Source organism: Kitasatospora sp. NPDC004723, assembly GCF_040609255.1.
Classification (GTDB): domain Bacteria; phylum Actinomycetota; class Actinomycetes; order Streptomycetales; family Streptomycetaceae; genus Kitasatospora.
The window spans coordinates 416,049-434,607 of sequence record NZ_JBEXJT010000002.1; the positions used below are offsets into that span (position 1 = coordinate 416,049).

Sequence of the window (18,559 nt, forward strand, 5' to 3'; positions counted from 1 at the left end):
TCGCGATGGCCCGGGCCCAGCGTCTGGACCGCGGGGCGCTGGCCCCGCCGGCCGGGACGGCGGTGATCGAGGCCAGGGGCGTCACCTTCAGCTACCCGGGATCGGACCGGGTCGCCCTCAAGGGCGTGGACTTCCGGGTCCGCCGGGGCGAGATCGTCGCCGTGATCGGGGTCAACGGGGCGGCGAAGTCCACGCTGATGAAGCTGCTGTGCGGCCTCACCCTGCCCGACGGCGGGACGGTGACCTGGGACGGCGTCGACACCCGGGACCTCGATCCGGACCTGCTGTGGCGCCAGACGGCGCTCGTGCAGCAGGACTTCGCGCACTGGCCGCTCACCGCGCGGCAGAACATCACGCTGGGTCAGCCGCGCGAGGCCGGCGACGCCGCAGTGCTGGAGGCGGCCGCCGCCACCGGCGCGGACGAGGTGATCGCCGAGCTGTCCGGCGGCCTGGACACCCTGCTGGCCAAGGAGTTCTGGGGCGGCGCCGAGATCAGCGAGGGGCAGTGGCAGCGGGTGGTCACCGCGGCCGCCTTCCACCGCGCCCGGGCCGGCACCCTGCTGATCCTCGACGAGCCGACCAGCGCGATGGACCCGCGGGCCGAGCACCGGATCTTCACCGGTCTCGCCGAGGTCGCCAGGGGCTGCGCGACGGTGCTGGTCACCCACAACCTGGAGAACACCAGGGTGGCGCACCGCATCGTGGTGCTCGACCACGGCCGGGTGATCCAGGAGGGGACGTTCGAGCGGCTGGCCGCCGAGCCGGGGATGTTCGCCGACCTGCGGGCCCTGCAGCACGACCGGGTCCCGACGGTGCCCGCCCAGCGCTCGGACACCGCCGGGCCCTGACCGCCACCGGGCAGGTAGCCGGTCCGGCGACCGGTCCGGCGACCGGTCCGGTGGTGATCGGGGCGACCGTCCGGGCGCGCCTCAGACGTGCAGCTGCGCGGCGAGCTTGCCGGCCAGCGCGCGCAGCGGCTCGCCGGTGAGCGCCGCGTCCGGGACGGCCGCCTTCGTGCCCTGGCTGACCAGCAGCGTCAGGTCGCCCTTGTCCGCGACCGCGACCCGGGCGATCCCGACCGATCCGCGGCCGGGGGTGGTGCCGGTCTGACCGGGGGCGGGCTGGCCGCCCGAGACGGCGACCAGCTGGTCGCCCGTCAGATCGCCGGCCTGCTGGAGGTAGGGCAGGGCCAGGTTGAGCGCGATCCCCTCGGCCGGGGCGGCGAGCACGGCGATCTCCAGCGGAGTCGTCCCGGCGGTGTAGGAACACCACACCTGGACGCTCTCGGGCCGCGCCGGCAGCGACGCCACCGCCGGGCTGGGCGTCACGCCGGACGGAACCGCCCGGGCCTCCTCGCCCGGGACGACCTCGGCCCGCACCGGCCGCCCGCCCGTGCCGACCGCCGGGGTGACACCGCGTTCGATCCCGACCGCCTTCAGCGCCCCGGCCAGGTCCAGGCCGAACGGGCAGGAGGCGTCGGGGCCGAGGACCTGGACCGCCGACTTCAGCTTGCCGAAGGAGAGCGCCCCGCCACCCGACGGGGCGTCCGCCGCACCGGACGACGAGCAGGCGGCCGTCCCGAGCAGGAGTCCGGCCAGGAGCACCGGGGCGAGCAGGGTCTTGCGGTCAGTTGTCATCCGGTCAGCCTAAGGTGCCCGCCGCGGCCCCGGAAACGGCGGTTCACGGAGCAGGATCGTCGCCCGCGCGGGCGTCCCCGGCGTGGGCGTCGCCGGTGCCGTCCCCGGGCGCGTCGGGGGCGTTGGGAGCGTTGGGCGCCTGGGGGGCGTCGGGCGTGAAGCTCTCCCCGGCGTTCCGGCAGGTGCTGCAGGTGTGCCAGTGGGTCCGGGTCCGTGGCCCGCCCAGCTCGCCGGAGCGGTGCGGCGCGAGGGTCATGTCGGAGGTGTCCAGGCCGCACAGGGTGCGGGGGCCGCAGGCGCCGGAGGCCTCGGTGGGGGCGGTGTGCGCGCGGCGCACCGGGATCTCGGGCTCCGCGGGGGTGTGGTCGGGCCCGAGGATCCGGATGTTGGTGGGTGTGTCCGGTTCCAGTACGACGACGATGTCCATCTCCTCAACGTGACCGCAGAACCGCCCCGCCGCACCCGCACGGTGGCATCCGGACCAACCGCTCCCCGCCCGCCCGCCGTTCCCCCGGCACAGGGGGCCGGGCCCGGACGCTCGCGGCGTCCGGGCCCGGCGACGGGCGGTCGGTGCTGTGGCGGTCGGCCGGATCAGAACGCCGAGGTGTACGCGGTCAGGAAGCGCGACGCGATCGGAGTGCCCGAGCCGTTGAAGCACAGCGGGTAGAGGTTCACCGTGCCGGAGCTGCGGGCCCAGGGAGTGGCCAGGCCGCAGTAGTCGGGGCCGGGGCCGAAGGCGGTGACCTGCGCGGTGTCCGAGGGCACGGCGACGTTCGGCAGGTTGACGGTGTAGGGGACGGAGCCGGCGAGCGTGTTGACCCCGCCGGAGGAGTTGAAGTTGGTCCCGCCCGGCACGCCGCCGTTGAACCACAGGTAGCCGTAGGACTTGGGCGGCAGCGCCGCCCCGTGCACGGCCCGCTTCTCCGCGTAGCTCAGCGTCCAGCGGGTGTCGTACGGCGCGCCGGCGGCGTTGTAGCAGTTGACGACGACGGTCTGGCCGCTCGCGGAGGGCGCCCAGTCGGCGACCTTGCAGCGCGCGCCGTTGACCGGGTCGACGGCGGTGACCTCGATGTTCCCGACGGGGGTGGCCTGGCCCAGGCCGGGCAGCCAGACCTTCCAGACGCCGGTGCCGCCGTAGCCCACCGCGTTGGTGCCGCCGGTCGAGTTGTACTGGGTGATCACCGCGCCGGTGGTGTTCGAGTAGACGTAGCCGTAGCCGCCGACGGCCGGGGCGGGCACCCCGCTGCTGGTGGTGTAGAGCACGGTGAACCGGGTGTCCTCGGGAGCGCCGCCCGGCCGGTAGCAGCCCACCGAGACGTCCTGCCCGGTGCCGGCGGTGGACCAGCCCCGGACCTGGCACCAGCTGCCGGTGCGGCCGACGGCCGTCACGTGCGCGATGCCGCCGGGGCCGGCGATCAGCGGGAAGTGCACGACGTAGGACCCGGTGCCGATCTGGTCCACCGTCACCGGGTTGGCGGCCGGCGAGGGCCAGCTGCCCCACTGGCGGCTGGTGTCGGGCACGTAGCCCGGCGGCGGGGTCGGGTTGTCGAGGAACGCGAAGCCCCAGCGGTCGGGCACGGCGGCGTTCGCCGGGCCAGCCACCGGGAGGCTGACGCCCAGCAGGGCGGCCAGCATCGCGAGGACGAGCAGCGGGGCGCGGACGGCGCGCAGAGCGCGGTCGGCGGGGACGGGTCTGACCGGTGGTGCGGCGGTGCCGGCGTGCATGGGTGTACTCCTTGGGTGTGAGGAGATCACGGGCGGCCTGCGCGGTGGTGCCCGCACTGCGGTTCCGCTCGTGCCCGGGGTGAGCCGGCGCGCGGCGGCCGACAGGGACGACCGGTCCCTCAGGGAGGGGACCGGCGCCACCCGGCATCGGCCGGCAGTGACGGGGTCGGGGGTCAGGCCCGACGGCGCTCACATCGTAGGGGCGCGCCGGGCGGCGGCACAGGCCCGCGGCACGCGCCGTCCGGCCCTTCGCGCGGGGTCCGGAGGCCGCCCCTCCGGGTGCCTCCCGCCCCGGTCGCCCCGTCCGCCCCCGCACCGGCACCACCCGCCCCAGCGCCTCCGTCCCGCCTCGGCGGGGCCCTGACCGGAAACCGTCCTTCCGTCCGGGCACGGCTGGTCCGGGCCGGAAGCGCCGTGGGTCAGAACGGCTGCCGCAGCCAGGAGTCGAGCACCGCGTAGTCGCCGTCGGTCAGCCCCACCCGCGGATCGACCCGGTGCAGCAGCGCCGGTCCCGGATGGTGCGCGGCGACCCAGTCCCGGTCGACGGCGGTGATCTCGTCGTCGACCCAGGCGAACGGCCGTCCGCCGGCCCAGGTGACGAGCGGACGGGTCTTCCAGTGCAGCCCGTACGGCTCGTACGGCCCGTCGTACCCGTCCGCCGCGTCCTCCTCCGCGGAGGGCTCCGGCCAGTCCACCACGGTCAGCGGCGGCAGGCCGAGCAGCGGGGCGATGCACAGGTTCGCGGAGTCCATCCAGGTCGTCGCCCAGACGACTTCGCACGGCAGCGCGGCCAGCCGGGGCCCGTGCGCGGGATCGATCCTGGCCAGCAGCGGATTCCCGTCGGCCCTCCCGTAGGTGGGGTACGGGCCGGGCCCGCCGAACGGGATGAGCGGCCCGTCGACGTCCAGGAACAGCAGCGCGCACCGCCCGGGTTCAGTCACCCCGCCACCCTACCGATCACCGCCCGCCGGCTCCTCCGTCCACGGTGGGATCCACGAACGGGTGAAGCTGCGCCTGCTCCGTTCGGACCCGGAGTGTTGCGGCCGTCCGGGGGACACGGGATCGCTAGCTTGGGGCTCCCGGTCGCCGGCCCAAGTGCCGCGCCGTGGCCGGGCCGTGCACCGCCCTTCCCGGGAGAAGGAGAAACCTGTGATCTCGAAGAGCACGAGGACCGTCTGGTCCACGGTCGTGGCGTTCGCGGCGGCCGCCGCGCTGACCCTCGGCGTGCCGGGCGGCAGCGCCTACGCCATCGACCACGTCCAGTGCGACGGGGGCCGCAACGACTTCCTGAAGATCTGGTCGCACCTGGACGGCCGCGACAGCGTCGACTGCTACGCGAACGGGGGGAGGACCGACTTCGGCGGGTGGTGGGTCGACCGGATCTCCACCGGCAACAACGACCTGACCTACTTCGACGTCAACGGCGACTCGGTGCGGATCGAGCGCTGGCACGACATCACCTTCCCCAACCGCCCGCCGAGGGTCGCCGCCATCCAGATCGGCTGACGCCCCGACGGCCCGTGCCCGGCGGCAACCCGCTTGCCGGGCACGGTGATCACGGCCCCATCCTTTGCACCGGCCGCTGCCGGTCGCGGGTACGCCGATAGGGTGGGGCGGTGACTTCTCAACCGGAGGACCGCTCGGCGGCGTTGGGCGAGGACGACCGCGACACCGCGGTGCGTCGGGTGCAGGGGGCGTACGCCGAAGGGCACCTCTCGCACGAGGAGATGGACGAACGCCTCCACGACGTGCTCACCGCCAGGACGCGCGGCGACCTGGCGACCGTCCTGTCCTCGCTCCCGGCGCCGCCGGCGGAGACCACCGCCACGATCGCCGCCGCCGGCGGGCGGATCGTGCGGCGCGGCGCGTGGCGGGTGCCGCGGTTCCTCACGGTGGCGTCCGCCTTCGGACGGGTCCGCCTGGACCTGTCCCGGGCCGTGATCGAGCACCCGGTGGTCGACATCGAGCTGCAACTGGGCACCGGCAACGCCAGGATCACGGTGCCCCGCGACGCGGTCGTCGACCTCGACGCTCTGCAGACGGAGTGGAAGGACCTGCGCTACCGGCCTCCGTCGAGCCCCCGCCCGGGCGGTCCGACGATCCGGATCTCCGGGGCCGTGGGGTACGGCCGAGTGAGGATCCGTCACTCCTGGCGCTGAACGCGCGCGGAGACCACCGGACGAGGCCGGGCGTCCGGATGCGGCGCGTCTCCCGCAGCGACGAGGGGCGCCGGAACCGGCTGTGCGTGCCGGGCGGTCCCGGCCGCGAAGGTGAGGCCCTGGGCGGTCAGGTTGACGGTGAATGCGGCAGCGCCCCCGTCCGCGACGGCCGGGGGCGCTTCGTCCAGGGGGCGGAACCGGGGTTGTCCCGGGGCGACCGCCGCAGCGGGACCCGCGCGTGCGGTGCGGTTACCGGACCGCGCGCAGCGCGTTGACGATGCCGAAGCCGTAGAAGCCGTTGACGCGCCTGCCGCCCGCGCAGGTGGCGTCCACGACGCCGTCGCCGTTCCCGTCGTACGGGTCGGCCGGGCATCCGGGGTTGTCGGCCTGGGCCTTGAGCAGTGCCTGCAACTGCTCCGGTGTCGCGTGCGGGTGGGCGGACTTGAGCAGTGCGGCCACACCTGAGGCGTGCGGAGTGGCCATGGACGTGCCCTGCTCGTAGCCGTACTGGTTGCCCGGCAGCGTCGACAGGACGCCGGGGTGTCCGGACGGTGCGTCCGAGGCCTGGTACCGGTCGCCGCCGGGCGCCGCGACGTCGATCACACCGAGGCCGTAGTTGGAGTAGTACGACTTCGTGTTCTTGGCGCTGGTCGCGCTGACCGTGACGACGCCGGGCAGTTGCGCGGGCAGGTCCAGGCACCTGTGCGGGTCGATCGTCCGGTCGGCCGGGGTGGAGTCGTTGGGGCTGCGACCGTCGGCGATGGCATCGGAGGCCAGGTCGTGGTTGGAGTTGCCGGCTCCGGCGATATTGAGGGTGCCCTTGCGCTGGGCGTAGAGCTGGGCGCGGTTGACCGCGTCGACGATGGCCTTCTGGTCGGGGTCGTCCAGGCAGTTGTACTGCCACGGGTCCACGTAGTAGCTGTTGTTGGTGATCTGCACATCGTGGTCGGCGGCGAACACGAAGGCGCAGACGACGCTCTCGGCGTATATCAGCTGGCGCGGGGTGGGCTGGGCGACCGTGATGCCGGCGACCTTGACCCCGGGCGCCACGCCCGCGATGCCGATGCCGTTGCGGGCCGCGGCTATCGAGCCCGCCACGTGCGTGCCGTGGAAGTAGGCCGGGTCCGCCGGCCGCCAGGAGCCGTAGGTGGTGTCGGCCTTGCCGCTGGCGCAGTTCGCGGACTGCGAGGGGGAGAAGTTCGGGGAGAGGTCCGGGTGGGTGTCGTCGACGCCGGTGTCTATCACGGCGACCGTGACGTCCCTGCTGCCCGGGTTGATCCGCGCGGCCTTGTCCGCGCCGATCGTCCGCAGGGCCCACTGCTCGGCCTCGAGGGGTTCGGTTTCGCCGCCGGACGCCTGCGCGAGCTTCGCGGCCTCCGCTTCCGTCAGGTACTGGACCGGACCCTCGCCGGTCGTCCCCACCGTGCTCAGCGGCGAGGTCCGGGTGGCACCCGCCGACTGCACGCCGCGTACCGCGCGCAGCCGCTCGCCGAAGTCGGGGTCCGCCGAGTGGGCGACGATGACGCCGATCCCGTCGTAGCCGACGACGATGGTGCCGCCGGCCGCGGTGATGGCCTGTCGGACCGCTGCGATCGTGCGACGGTCGGTCGTGGTGTTGACGACGTAGGACAGGGTCCGCGCGTCCTCGGCCTGCGCGGTGGGCCGAACCTGCGGCGCTGCCGAGGCCGCTGCGGGGAGGAATCCGAGCGAGGCGGTCAGCGACAGCACGATCGGTACGGCCGGGCCGAGCCGCAGTAAGGAACGTCGTCGAGCCATGTGGTCTCCGCATCATCCGGGGTGCAGGACCCGCCCGAGGGCAGAGTGACGCCAGGGCAGGTGTAGGACGGGTGGTACAGGAACGAAGCTATCCCGCCCTCTCGCCGACCAGCAATGGCCCGGTCTCCGTTCTTCGTCCGCGGATTGCAGCGTCCTGCTGCTCGCGCGGGCCCGACCCCGGGGCCCTCCGTCGCCCCGGGGTCGGGCCTTTCGGTCCGCGCTTCGTGAACCGGCGTCAGCTGCGGGTGGGAGCCGGGGTGGGCAGGGCGAGGTGGTCGGCGAGGGTGGCGGTGGTGTAGGCGGTGCGGAAGGCGCTGCGGCGTTGGAGTTCGGGGACGAGTCCGCGGGTGATCGCCAGGAGGTCGTGCGGGAGGCGGGCGGGGCGCAGGCGGAAGCCGTCCAGGCGCAGGCCGCCGGCTTCGACGGTGCGCCAGGAGAGCAGGAGGTCGGCGAGTTCGGCGGGCGTGCCGGCGAAGACCTCGGCGTCGGAGGTGAGCGGGGCGCCGTCGAGCTCGTCCAGCCGGTCCTTGTGGCGGGCGGCCTCGCCCGGGCGGTCGTCGAGGAGGACCACCAGGTCGGCGAGGACCTTGAGGGGGCGGTCGGCGGGCCGGGCGACAGCGGTGGCGGCGGACGCGACCGCGGCGAGGACGGCCGCCGTGTCGTCGGGGGAGTGCGGGGTGACGTAGGCGACGTCGCCGCCCTTGGCCGCCAGTTCGTACGGGATGCGGGCGTGGGCGAGGACGGTGACCGGGAGGGCGTGCCCGCGCTCGGCCCAGAGCCGGAGGACGGCGGCCAGCACCTCGGCGGCGTCGTCGAAGATCGGGGCGAGGCGGGCGGAGATGGTGTCGGGCGAGGCGAGGTCGGCCGCCGTCAGGGTGGCCGGGGCGGGGCGGCCGAAGTGGGCGGCGTCGTCGGAGCGGGCGGAGACCTGCGGACGCCAGCCGGCCCGGCCGGGGGCGGCGTGGTCGAGGGTGGCGAGGGCGGCGGCCAGGTGGAGCGGCTCGGTGTGGGTGACGTTGGTGGTGGGCACCAGGCCGATCCGGGAGGTCAGCGGGGCGACCCGGCCGGCGATCAGGACGGCGTCGAGCCGGCCGCGCACCTGGTCGGTGCGGTCGTCGGGCCCTTGCAGGCCCACGGACTGGACGGCGAGGGCGTCCTCGAAGGTGACCAGGTCGAGCAGGCCCCGCTCGGCCTCGGTCACCAGGTCGGCCCAGTAGCCGGCGGTGAACAGCTCGCCGGGGCGGGCGCCCTCGGAGCGCCAGGCGGCCGGGTGCCAGCCGGCGCCGTCCAGGGCGACGGCGAGGTGCAGCGGGGGCAGGCCGCCGCCGGATCGGGGTGCGGAGGGGCTGGTCATGCGGTGGCCTCCCGGCTCGGTCGGCGGGCCTGGGCGAGCCCGAGGTGGTCGCGGAGGGTGGGGCCCGTGTACTCGGTGCGGTGCAGGGCCTCCGCCTGGAGCAGTGGCACCACCCGGTCGACGAACGCGTCCAGCGCGTCGGGGGCCGCGTACGGGGTGAGCAGGAATCCGTCCGAGCCGCCGCCCCGGACGTACGCGGTGAGCGTGTCGGCGACCTGTTCCGGCGTGCCGGCGACGTCCGCGACCTCCGCGGCGGGGGCGTCGGCGGCGGAGGTGTCGGCGAGTGCGTGGGTGAGGGTGGTGAGCACCCTCAGGTCCTGCGGGGACCGGCCGTGCGCGGCGAGCCGGTCGGCGAGGTCCCGGCGCAGCTCCCGGGCCTCGGCGAGGCCGGTGTACGGGACGACCAGCACGTCGGCGTCGGCGGCGGCCGAGGCCAGGTCCCGCGGGGCGGTGACGGTCCGGACGACGACCGGGTGGCCCTGTGGTGCGCGCGGTGTGGTGAACCGGCCGGCGAGGTCGAAGTGCGCTCCCCGGTGGGCGAAGGCGCCCGCGCCGGGCCGTACGAAGGCGCCCTCGGCCGGGTCGGCAGGGACGTCGTCCTCCGCCCAGCTGTCCCACAGCGTCCGGGCGGCGCGCAGGAACTCGGCGGCGTGGGCGTCCCGGTCGGCGTCCGGCGGTGGGCTGCCGTGGCGGAGGCCGCCCGCTGCGGCGGCGCCGTCCGGGCCGGTGGTCACGCTCCAGGCCGCGCGGCCCTCGCTGAGGTGGTCGAGCGAGGCCAGCCGCCGGGCCAGTTCGTAGGGCTGATGGGCGGCCGGGCCGACGCCGGCGGCGAGTCCGAGCCGCGTGGTGGCGGCGGCCAGGGTGCTCAGGGCGGTCAGGACCTCCGGCCCGGGTGGCGCGGGCGGCGCGGTCTCGGCGAGGAGCAGGAAGTCGAACCTGCCCCGTTCGGCGGCCCGGGCCAACCGGGCCAGCCGGTCGAACCGGTCGAGCTGGTCGAGTTGGTCGAGCGGGGCGGGGATGACGGGCCCGCCGGCGCCGGGCGGGCGGACGGCGAGATGGAACTGCTGCACGGACACGACGACGATCGCCTCCTGTAGGCCGCCCGTCCGCCGCGCGTTCGTCCGCGCGGCCGGGCCGGTTCATCCTGCGCGGCGGCGCACCGCCCGGGCAACGGTCGCAATGAAGTGTTCATGCATGGAAACCGGGCGTCATGAAGGCAAGCCGACGGCGGGATTCGGTCATAAGAAGGCTGAATCCGTCATTGGGCTTTAAAAGGCAGGGTGGAATTAGGAATTCCGCCTCAATCGATGCCAGCATGTGAGGTGTGAAGCGTGAAATGTCACATGGCTTCGCATTGTCGTCGTCCCTACCCATGAACGGGAATCACCCGATGAACCGGCTCCTCGCCACCCTCGCCACCAGCGCCGTCCTGATCGCCGCCGGGGCCGGCGGTGCCGCAGCCCAGAGCACCACCGCCGACACCACCTCCCCGGCCGGCCCGGGCACCTGCGTCACCGGCTACCGGGGCGTGGTGGTCAACGACATCTGCGTCACCGTCAGCGGCGACCAGGTCACCTTCTACGGCCAGACTTCGCCCGGCAGCCTCGGCTGGACGGCCCGGACGGTCCCCTACCGGCTGACCGCCTCGCTGGTCGGCGGTGCCACGCTCGGCACCATCACGCCCAGCGTCCTGGTGGACCACAGCGGCACCGCGGTGGGCCGGCTCACCGTCACCGTGCCGTGCGGGTCGAGCGCCACGGGCTCGCTGGAGACCACCGAGTGGGGCTGGCCGCCCGCCACCGCCACCATCACGGTGCCGTCCGGCTGCTGACCCGGACGCCACCGGCACGGCGAACGGCCCTGCCCGCTCGCCCGGGCAGGGCCGTTCGTCCTTCCATGATCAGCCGGTCCCCGGCCGCCGCCCGCACGCGGCAGTCCCGGGGACCGGCGCGTTCGGTGCGCCGTCAGTGCACCCAGTGCGCGGGACCGGTGCGGCTCAGCCGGGCCAGCCGGACCAGGGCCAGCGGATGGTGCCCGGCCTTGCGGGGGGACGGGGAGATCCGGACGGTGGACCCGGCCGGGTCCGGGCCGTCCGTCGCCGGGACGGCGGTCGCGCTCAGCGCGTGGTGACGTGCACTCATCTGGTGGATCCCTCCAGGTCGGGGAGCGGCTGCCCCGCTCGCTCGCCGGTGACCACCAGGGAACCCGTCCGGACCGGCCGGATCAATGCGGGTGACTACCTATCGCTCCCCGGGAACGATGAGGGCACCCGTCCGGATCAGCCGGAACCGCCGTCCGCCGCGTCCTCGGCGTCGGCCCGGGCCAGCGCCTGCGCCGTCCCGGCCCGGCTGGTGCCCAGCTTGTGCAGCACGTTCGCCACATGATGCTCCACCGTGCGCGGTGACAGGAAGAGGGCCTGGGCGATGTCCTGGTTGGCGGTGCCCTGCGCGAGCAGCTCCGCCACCTGCCGCTCGCGCGGCGACAACTGCTTGCCGTAACCCCGGCGCCCCGGCGAGCCGATCCCGCCGAGATCCAGGTCCCGGCGCAGCTTGCGGCACCGGGCCGTGTCGGTGGTCGCTCCCAGGCCGAGGTAGACCCGCTCGGCGGCCGCCATCCGCTCCGCCGCCCGGGCCCGGTCGACGGCGGCCAGCGCGGTGGCGATCCGCTCGTCCGCCCGCGCCGCCTCGTACGGCCGCCCGATGTCCTGCCAGCGGTCGCGGGCCCGGGTGAACGCGTCCACCGCGCACGCCTCGCCGTTCGCCGCCAGCAGCAGCCCGCGGGCCTGGTCCAGTGCCGCGGACACGGCGGGCGCGCCCCGGTCGGCCATGGCCTCGGCCGCCTCCCCGGTGACGGCCTCGGCGTCGGCCCGCCCGCCCGTCGCCAGCAGCGCCTCCACCGCGACCGGCAGCAGCTCGGCGGTGCGCGCCCACGCGCCGGCCTGCCGCGCGGTGGCCAGCGCCGGGCCGACCGTCGCGGCGGCCCCGGCGGTGTCGCCCTCCAGCAGCTGCAGGCCGCCGAGCCCGGCGGCGGCCCGCAGCGCGACCGTCACCTGCGACTCCCGCTGCCCGTACCGGGCGGCGATCTCGAACTCCTCCCGGGCGGGCGCCAGCCGCCCCCGCCCCGCCGCCAGCCGCCCGAACAGCAGCGAACGCTCGGCCCCGGCCATCGCCAGGTCGTCGAACTCGGCGCCCAGCGCGGCGAACCGTTCCTCCACCCCGTCCCAGCGCCCGGCCAGCATGTCCAGCCGGATCAGCGCCAGCCGGCTGTAGCACTCCAGGTACGGGATGGCCGTCAGCCGGGCCAGCCGCCGGCTCTCCGTCAGCAGGTCCGCGGCCCGGGTGTCGTAGCCGAGCTCGATGGCGATCTCGCCCGTGTTGTACAGCGCCCGGGTGGTCTGCCGCATCACCTCGGGGCTCTCGGAGGCGCGCGGCAGGTCGTCCAGCCGGCCCCAGACCGCCGGGTCGCCGGCCCGGGCCTGGAAGGTCAGCGAGGTGGCCCGGACCGCGGCGGCCACGTCCTCGTCGGGGTGGTCCGCCAGCAGCCGGTCCGCCCGGGCGAGCCACTCCCAGGCGTGGCGGCCCGCGCCGTCGCGCTCGTCCATGGAGATCGCGACCATGGCTCGGGCGGCCCGGACCGGGCGCTCCTCCAGCTCGTCCAGCGACTCGCGGATCCGGCCGAAGCCGGCCCGGTTGCCGCTGTGCACGGCCGTCAGGAAGCCGAGCGCGAGCCGGATCTCGCCGCGGTCGGCGACCGGCAGCCGGGGGTCGGCGACCATGCCGCTGAGCACCTGCACGCTGGCCGCCGGGTCGACGTCGTCGGCCGCGAGCCGGGCCAGCGCCAGGGCGGCCCGGCCGCGCCGGGGCGGGTCGAGGTCGGGCTCGTCCAGCAGGCCGCGCAGCATCCGCCGGGCGCCGCCCGGGTCGCCCAGCGCGACGGCCTGGTCGGCGGCGGCCTGGGCGAGGTCCTGCCAGGCCGCGCGGTCGCCCATGGCCAGGGTGTGCTCGGCGATCCGGGCGAGCGGCCGGGGCTCGTGGGTCTCCAGCGCGGCGACCGCCCGCCGGTGCAGCACCCGGCGCCCCGGCCCGGGGATCCGCTGCAGGGCGACCCGGCCGACCGCCCGGTGACGGAAGGCGTACCGGTCGGGCGAGGTCTCCTCCAGGACGGCCGTGTGCAGTGCCTCGGCCAGGCCCCGCGCACCGGTGGCGGCGTCCAGCCCGGCGACGGCGGTGAGCAGGTCCTCGTCGGCGGGCACCGCGAGCACGGCCGCCGCGGCCACGACGGCCGCGCCGTCCACGCCGAGCCGGGCGAGGCGCCAGGCCGCGGCGTCGACCATCCCGCGCGGGACCTCGGCGTCCGTCAGCACGGCCGCCAGATCGGCCGCCCGCCGGGGCAGCGGGCGGTCCGTCAGGGCCCGCAGGTCCTCCGCGACGGCCAGCGGCAGGCCCTGGCCGCGCTCGTGCAGCACCCGGGCGACCTCGGTGGTGGCCGCCGGGCCGAGCGCGGCGCGGGCCAGCTCCGCGACCTCCGTCAGGTCCAGCGGGCCCAGCCGCACCAGGTCGACGCCCGCACCGGGCCCGGTGGGTGCGCCGCCGTGGGCGGCGGTGGGCGGCGGCGTGCCGGGCGGCAGGTCCTCGGGGCGGTAGGTGACCACCAGGGCCAGCCGGGGCGGCAGGTCGCGGGCCAGCCGCAGCAGCAGGTCGAGGGTCGCGTCGTCGGCCCACTGCACGTCCTCGACCACCAGCACCGGATCGTCCAGCGCCGCCAGCAGCGCCCGCACGCCCTGGGCCAGCAGCCGCCGGGCGGACAGCAGTTCGCCGCCCTCGGGCGGCGCGGTGGGCAGCCGGTCGGCGAGGTCCGGCAGCACCCGGCGCAGTGCCCCGGTGCTGGGCGGCAGCGCGTCGGGCGGGGGCAGCAGCGCGGCGGCGTCCCGCAGGGCGTCCACCACGGGGCCGAACGGTTCCGGCTCGCGCAGCGGGTGGCAGCGGCCGACGAGCACGGCGCGTTCCTTCGCGCCGGGGCCCGTCCGGTCAGGGGCCGTCGCGCCGGGGTCCGCCGCGGTCAGCGTCCGCAGCGCCTCGGCGACCAGGCGTGACTTGCCGGCGCCGGCCTCGCCCTCGACGAGCAGCACGGCCGGCGGGCGGGCCAGCGCCTCGGTCAGCCGGGCGAGCTCCCGGACCCGTCCGACGAAGGCGCGCCCCTCGGGCGCGTCCGGTACCGGCGGCCGGTTCATCGGCACCGGGCCCGGCCGGGGGCGGAGGGAAGCTGTGCGGGCATGTCTCCATGATGCCCGCGCCCGGCCCGCCCGTGTCGGGCGGGGTCCGGGCCGCGGGGCCGCGGGCCTCGGCTCAGACGGCGCTGTACACCACCGGACCGCCGTCGGGGAGCGGCGCCGCCGCGCCGGCACCGGCGAGGTGCCGGTGCCCGGGGGCGTCGCGCAGCTGACCGGGGACCTCCTGGAGCGAGCCGGGGACGTCCCGGAGCTGACCGAGGGAGTCCCACGGCGGAGCGGCCGGGCGGATCACCCGGCCCGGTGCCTCGACGACCTCGCAGCCCGCCCTGGCGAGGCGCCGGACGGTGTCGGCCGCCGCCCGGTCGTCGAGCGAGAAAACGAACGGGCCCGGCACCAGCACCACGTCCAGCCAGCCGCGTTCGGCGGCCGTCAGCAGGCTCGCCAGCGCCGGCAGCGGGCCCCGGGTGCTCAGACCGTGGTCGGCGTAGACGTCCGGGTACGGCAGCCCGAGGCGCTGGGCCAGCTGCTCCATGGCGGAGCGCACGTAGTCGGCCTCGTGCGGGTCGTACGGGCGGCACCGCAGGTACATCGCGGACCGCCGGACCGGCCGGTACACCGGTTGGTGGGGGTCGTGCATGCCGTTCACCTGGCCTTGCTCGCTGTGACGGGTGGGGGAGTGCGGCGACGGGCCGGTGTCCAGCGGACCTCCGGAACGGTGCGGGGATCAATGGGGGCCACTACCCATTGCCGCGGTGGGGGTGGTGAGCGTCGGACACCGGAGATCGTGCGGATCCCGGCGGCCGGGGCCAAGAGTGGGGCGGGGGCGCCCGGTGGTGCGGGGGAAGGCCGCCGGGCTCCCGTGCGCGGGTTTGCCGGTGAGTTCCTCCGGCCGGACCTCTCCGGCCTGCGGTTTTCCCCACCCGTCACCCGTTCCGCCGGGGGCCCGGCAGACCCCGGCCGCCACCTGTCCGCCGGACTGCTCGCGGTCCTGCGGTCGTGGACGAAGCACTGTGCGCCCCCGGAGCGCTTCGCACACGCCCCGAGCGCCCCCGTGCGTACCCGGCGGCCCGGCCGGCTGCGCACCGGGTCGGGATCAGGGTGCGGGGACGGTGTCGGTGAAGGTCGTCCCGGCGGCGCGGTAGGCGGCGACGGCGGCACCGACCTGGGCGGGCGACAGCACCCGGTCCTTGACGTGCAGCACGTAGTCCACCTGCTCCTCGTAGGTGCGCGCCGCGGTGCCGGTCTGGCCCACGAGGTCGGTGAGCCACTGGTTGAAGGCGATCACCATCGGCCGCTCGGGGAGGTAGCGGGTGTCGTGGCGGGCGAACTCGACCCCGTCGACGTAGTACACGATGCCGCTGTCGTCGATGGTCAGGGCCAGGTCGTGCCAGCCGGCGAAGGAGGTGCGGGAGACGGTGTACTGGTTGTCGTTGCCCTGGGGACCGTAGGTCTCCCACGAGGTGGCGAAGAAGATGTTCGAGGGCTCGCCCCAGCCGCCGTTGGGGAGGTACTCGAAGTCGTACTCGGAGTAGTCGTCGGCGTTGGGGGCCTTGAGGTCGTTGATGGTGAAGAAGCTCTGCACCAGGTGGTCGCCGTCGGGGCCGCTCACCGGGGCGTCGGAGAAGCGGACCCGGGCGGCGTAGGTGCCGTAGCGGAACTTCATGGCCTGGCTGTGGAACTCGCTCTGCCGGGTGGACTCGGCGGTCCCGGCGGTGGACGTCCGCAGGGTCATCACCGAGTTGCCGGCCTCCTTGGCGAAGGTGACGTTCTCGGGCGCCCAGGTGGCACCGGCCACACCGGGCCCGCCGCCGCCGGAGCGCGCGTTCCAGCCGTGGGCGGCGAGCGCCGGGTCGTCGTGGCCGGTGTAGTCGAAGTCGTCGAAGAGCACCGGGCCCGCCGGGACAGGCGGCTTGGTGGGGGCGGTGCCCCAGACCTGGACGCCGGCGACGGTGGCGGTGACCTTGGCCCAGTTCGCGTACCCGCTCTGCGCGGCGCCGAAGGAGTAGTCGTCGCCCTGGTCCATGACCTGCCAGTCGGTGCGGTGGACGCGCAGCTGCAGGTCGCCGCTGTCGGCCCCGGGGGCCAGCGTGCCGGCGCCCGCGGTGAAGCCGATCTCCAGGTAGCGGTCGGCCGCCGCGCCCGGCTCGCTGATGGTGCCGATGGTGCCGGTGACGTTGGCGCAGCCCCGGACGGCCCAGTCGCACGCGAAGCGGTACGCGGCGAAGGGGGAGTCGGAGCGGAAGTAGTAGCGCAGCTTGACCTGGTCCAGGGCGACCGGCGCGGAGCCGGTGTTGACGACCTTCAGCCACGGCGAGGCCTGCGCGGTGCCGCTGCCGCCGTTGCGGTACTGCACGGCGAGCGGCTCGCCGGCGGCCGCCGCCGGCAGGGCGCCGAGCAGCGCGGCGCCGAGCCCGGCGGCGACGGCGGTGGCGAGCGTCGCGCGCAGGCGGGGGAGCCGGCGGCTGGTGCGTGTGGTCATGGGGTTCCTCTCCTGGTGTGGGGGTCGGTGCGCGGCACCGGCGGAGGGGAGCCCGGGTTCACCTCGGCTGGGGTGGGGGAGGAGGTGGCGGGCCGCGCGATCAGAAAGTGGCATAGACCAATTTGGCGGTCAACCCGAACCGGGACGATCGGCCGGAACGTGGGCGTCCGCCGCGGGGAGTGGCTGATAGTGCCTGTTGACGGCGGTGGGCGGGCCGTGCGGAGCCCCGGTCCGCGCCGCGTGGCGGCCCATCCTGCCCGCCGGGTGCGGCGTTTGAGGATGAGAGGGCCGGGGAACGGGAGTTCGACGGTGCGCCGGACAGGTCGGCGCGACCGCGTCCCCCCGTCCTCTCCCCGTCCCCCGTCGCCGGGGGACCGCTCCGAAGGGCCCGCACCGTTGACTACCCCGTCGCACCGGCAGCCGCCCTCCCCGGCCGACGCCGGACCGCCCGCCGGCCGGGTCGATCCCGCCCTGGCCGACCGCCTCACCGACGCGGTGCTGCTCGCCGGCCTGCCGGTCGCCTTCGGCGACCAGGGGCCCGGCGTGCGCATCCGCCCCGCGCGCCCCGTCGACGACCGTGACCGCTGCCAGGGCGTGGCCGCCCTGGACTGGCTGCCGTCCCCGCGCCTGACCGGCGCCGCCATGGCGGAACCGGGCCAGGCGGCCGGATCGGCCCGGGACCTGGTGGCGACGGCCATGGAGAACGCGCTCGCCGAGTTCCTGCCGGCCTTCGGGCTGGAGACCGGCCGGGACCGGGTCGGCCGGGAGCTGCGGGTCGACGGCCGGGCCGCGGTCGACGGCGCCCTGCGCGTGCCGCCCGGCATCCTGGTGGCCCGGCCCGCCGGGCCGACCCCGGTCGAGCTCGGGCTCCCGGCGGGCGTCGTCGGCACCGTCCGGCGCAGCGCGGCCCTCGCGGGCCTGCCGCTCGCCCCGCACCTCGGCGCCACCGGCGTCACCCTCGCCCGCTGCGCCCCGACCGGCGGCACGGGCGACCGGGACGGGGCGGCGGACCTCGGCTGGAACCCGTCCCGCGGGCTCGCCGACCTGGCCGGCAGCGACCTGCCGGAGGCGGCCCGGGCCGCCACCGCCCGGTCGGCGGTCAACGGGGCGATGCGCCACGCCCTCGGCATGGCGCTGCGTGCCTGCGGCGCCGAGCTGCGCTGGCTGCACGCCCACCAGTTGCTGCGGGTCTACGGCGAGGCGGCCCCGACGATCCGGCACTGACCGGCGGCCGGGCCGGGCCGGTCCGCGGCACCCGGCCGCTGCGCCCGTGGACGGCCGTCACCGTGACGGCGCTCGAACCCCGCCCCGACGACCCCGGCCGACCGCGCTGACCACGGGCGCAACTCGGCGGCGGTGAGCGCCGGTTGACCGAGCGTCAAACTGGTCCAGACCATTGACGGTGGGCGTCGCGCTCCCTACGGTATGGGCATTCACCTGGCGCAGGCATGCCAAGATCCACCCGATTGGCGCACCCCCACGCGCGCCACCTGCGTCGGGCACAACTCTCCATCCCCCCACGGAGGAGCATCATGCGCAAACGCCACATCGTCGGCGCGGCCCTGGCCGCGGTCGCCGTCCCGCTCGCGATGGCCGTCCCGGCCAACTCGCACGGGTTCATCAACCTCCCGCCGAGCCGTTCGGCCCTCTGCGGCGCGGGTGTCGTCCAGAACTGCGGCGACATCCAGTGGGAGCCGCAGAGCGTCGAGGGCCCGAAGGGCTTCCCGTCCGGCGGCCCCGCCGACGGCACCATCTGCGCGGGCGCCGACGCCCGCTGGGCGCCGCTGGACAACCCGCGCAACGGGAACTGGCCGACCACCAAGGTGACGGCCGGCGGCCAGCAGACCTTCACCTGGGAGATCGAGGCCCGGCACTCGACCACCAACTTCCGCTACTTCCTGACCAAGCAGGGCTACGACCCGACCCAGAAGATCACCCGGGCCAGCCTGGACCTGACGCCGTTCCTGACGGTCCCCTACAACCGCCGCCAGCCCGACGCCGTCACCAAGCACACCGCGACCCTCCCCACGGGCCGCACCGGGCACCACGTGGTCGTCGCGGTCTGGGACGTCGCGGACACCGCGAACGCGTTCTACTCCTGCACCGACGTGCTCTTCTGACCGTCGGTCACTCCGCAGGAACGTGACCTCCGGTCACCCCGTACGAGCGTCGGCCGGCCCCCGTGGTGGGGGCCGGCCG

General features: G+C 75.8%; 17 protein-coding genes. 6 read left to right on the plus strand and 11 right to left on the minus strand.

Annotation, left to right across the window (positions count from 1 at the left end; all coding sequences use genetic code 11):
* The first annotated feature begins 5 nt into the window (after nucleotides 1-5).
* The gene (locus ABZW10_RS04555) at nucleotides 6-848 is read left to right on the plus strand and encodes an ABC transporter ATP-binding protein (protein ID WP_355359785.1); all 843 of its coding nucleotides are present in this window, start codon (nucleotides 6-8) and stop codon (nucleotides 846-848) included.
* Nucleotides 849-929: 81 nt separating this feature from the next.
* Here the strand turns inward: ABZW10_RS04555 and ABZW10_RS04560 are convergent, their stop codons facing one another.
* The 4 genes from ABZW10_RS04560 to ABZW10_RS04575 form a co-directional block, all read right to left on the minus strand.
* On the minus strand, nucleotides 930-1,637 hold the full coding sequence (locus ABZW10_RS04560; RefSeq protein ID WP_355359788.1) for a hypothetical protein: 708 nt from the start codon (nucleotides 1,635-1,637) through the stop codon (nucleotides 930-932).
* Between the two features lie 43 nt (nucleotides 1,638-1,680).
* Nucleotides 1,681-2,064, minus strand: coding sequence for a hypothetical protein (locus tag ABZW10_RS04565; RefSeq protein ID WP_355359791.1), 384 nt, complete (start codon nucleotides 2,062-2,064; stop codon nucleotides 1,681-1,683).
* A 164-nt stretch (nucleotides 2,065-2,228) separates the two neighbouring features.
* The gene (locus tag ABZW10_RS04570; protein WP_355359793.1) at nucleotides 2,229-3,362 is read right to left on the minus strand and encodes a hypothetical protein; all 1,134 of its coding nucleotides are present in this window, start codon (nucleotides 3,360-3,362) and stop codon (nucleotides 2,229-2,231) included.
* 419 nt (nucleotides 3,363-3,781) lie between these two features.
* Nucleotides 3,782-4,303 (minus strand): hypothetical protein, encoded by a 522-nt coding sequence (locus tag ABZW10_RS04575; protein WP_355359796.1) that lies wholly within the window; start codon nucleotides 4,301-4,303, stop codon nucleotides 3,782-3,784.
* A gap of 208 nt (nucleotides 4,304-4,511) precedes the next feature.
* On the opposite strand from ABZW10_RS04575, the gene ABZW10_RS04580 reads away from it, so the two are divergent.
* Together ABZW10_RS04580 and ABZW10_RS04585 are read left to right on the plus strand one after the other, a co-directional pair.
* Nucleotides 4,512-4,868: a beta/gamma crystallin domain-containing protein gene (locus ABZW10_RS04580; protein WP_355359799.1), complete on the plus strand. Its 357-nt coding sequence runs from the start codon at nucleotides 4,512-4,514 to the stop codon at nucleotides 4,866-4,868.
* Between the two features lie 110 nt (nucleotides 4,869-4,978).
* A complete protein-coding gene (locus ABZW10_RS04585; RefSeq protein WP_355359802.1) occupies nucleotides 4,979-5,521 on the plus strand; it encodes a DUF1707 domain-containing protein in 543 nt (180 codons plus the stop codon).
* A 249-nt stretch (nucleotides 5,522-5,770) separates the two neighbouring features.
* Here ABZW10_RS04585 and ABZW10_RS04590 read toward each other — a convergent pair whose 3' ends face one another.
* The 3 genes from ABZW10_RS04590 to ABZW10_RS04600 all read right to left on the minus strand — a co-directional run bounded on the left by ABZW10_RS04590 (nucleotide 5,771) and on the right by ABZW10_RS04600 (nucleotide 9,727).
* On the minus strand, nucleotides 5,771-7,297 hold the full coding sequence (locus tag ABZW10_RS04590) for a S8 family serine peptidase (RefSeq protein WP_355359804.1): 1,527 nt from the start codon (nucleotides 7,295-7,297) through the stop codon (nucleotides 5,771-5,773).
* Nucleotides 7,298-7,532: 235 nt separating this feature from the next.
* Nucleotides 7,533-8,651, minus strand: coding sequence for an LLM class flavin-dependent oxidoreductase (locus ABZW10_RS04595; protein ID WP_355359807.1), 1,119 nt, complete (start codon nucleotides 8,649-8,651; stop codon nucleotides 7,533-7,535).
* Nucleotides 8,648-9,727 carry an LLM class flavin-dependent oxidoreductase gene (locus ABZW10_RS04600; RefSeq protein WP_355359810.1) on the minus strand — a complete coding sequence of 360 codons (1,080 nt, stop codon included), beginning with the start codon at nucleotides 9,725-9,727 and terminating at the stop codon, nucleotides 8,648-8,650. Before ABZW10_RS04600 ends, ABZW10_RS04595 begins: the two co-directional genes overlap by 4 nt.
* A gap of 314 nt (nucleotides 9,728-10,041) precedes the next feature.
* On the opposite strand from ABZW10_RS04600, the gene ABZW10_RS04605 reads away from it, so the two are divergent.
* A complete protein-coding gene (locus ABZW10_RS04605) occupies nucleotides 10,042-10,482 on the plus strand; it encodes a hypothetical protein (protein WP_355359813.1) in 441 nt (146 codons plus the stop codon).
* 133 nt (nucleotides 10,483-10,615) lie between these two features.
* On the opposite strand, the gene ABZW10_RS04610 is transcribed toward ABZW10_RS04605, so the two are convergent.
* The 4 genes from ABZW10_RS04610 to ABZW10_RS04625 form a co-directional block, all read right to left on the minus strand.
* Nucleotides 10,616-10,792, minus strand: a complete 177-nt coding sequence (locus ABZW10_RS04610; RefSeq protein WP_355359816.1) for a hypothetical protein — start codon at nucleotides 10,790-10,792, stop codon at nucleotides 10,616-10,618.
* A 137-nt stretch (nucleotides 10,793-10,929) separates the two neighbouring features.
* Entirely contained in the window at nucleotides 10,930-13,881 is a 2,952-nt protein-coding gene (locus tag ABZW10_RS04615) for an AAA family ATPase (protein WP_355359819.1), read from the minus strand.
* A 115-nt stretch (nucleotides 13,882-13,996) separates the two neighbouring features.
* Nucleotides 13,997-14,518, minus strand: coding sequence for a recombinase family protein (locus tag ABZW10_RS04620; RefSeq protein ID WP_355359821.1), 522 nt, complete (start codon nucleotides 14,516-14,518; stop codon nucleotides 13,997-13,999).
* Nucleotides 14,519-14,974: 456 nt separating this feature from the next.
* Nucleotides 14,975-16,360 carry a cellulose binding domain-containing protein gene (locus tag ABZW10_RS04625; RefSeq protein WP_355359824.1) on the minus strand — a complete coding sequence of 462 codons (1,386 nt, stop codon included), beginning with the start codon at nucleotides 16,358-16,360 and terminating at the stop codon, nucleotides 14,975-14,977.
* 396 nt (nucleotides 16,361-16,756) lie between these two features.
* On the opposite strand from ABZW10_RS04625, the gene ABZW10_RS04630 reads away from it, so the two are divergent.
* Nucleotides 16,757-17,584: a hypothetical protein gene (locus ABZW10_RS04630; RefSeq protein ID WP_355359827.1), complete on the plus strand. Its 828-nt coding sequence runs from the start codon at nucleotides 16,757-16,759 to the stop codon at nucleotides 17,582-17,584.
* Nucleotides 17,585-17,892: 308 nt separating this feature from the next.
* Nucleotides 17,893-18,480, plus strand: a complete 588-nt coding sequence (locus ABZW10_RS04635) for a lytic polysaccharide monooxygenase (protein WP_355359830.1) — start codon at nucleotides 17,893-17,895, stop codon at nucleotides 18,478-18,480.
* Nucleotides 18,481-18,559: the final 79 nt, after the last annotated feature.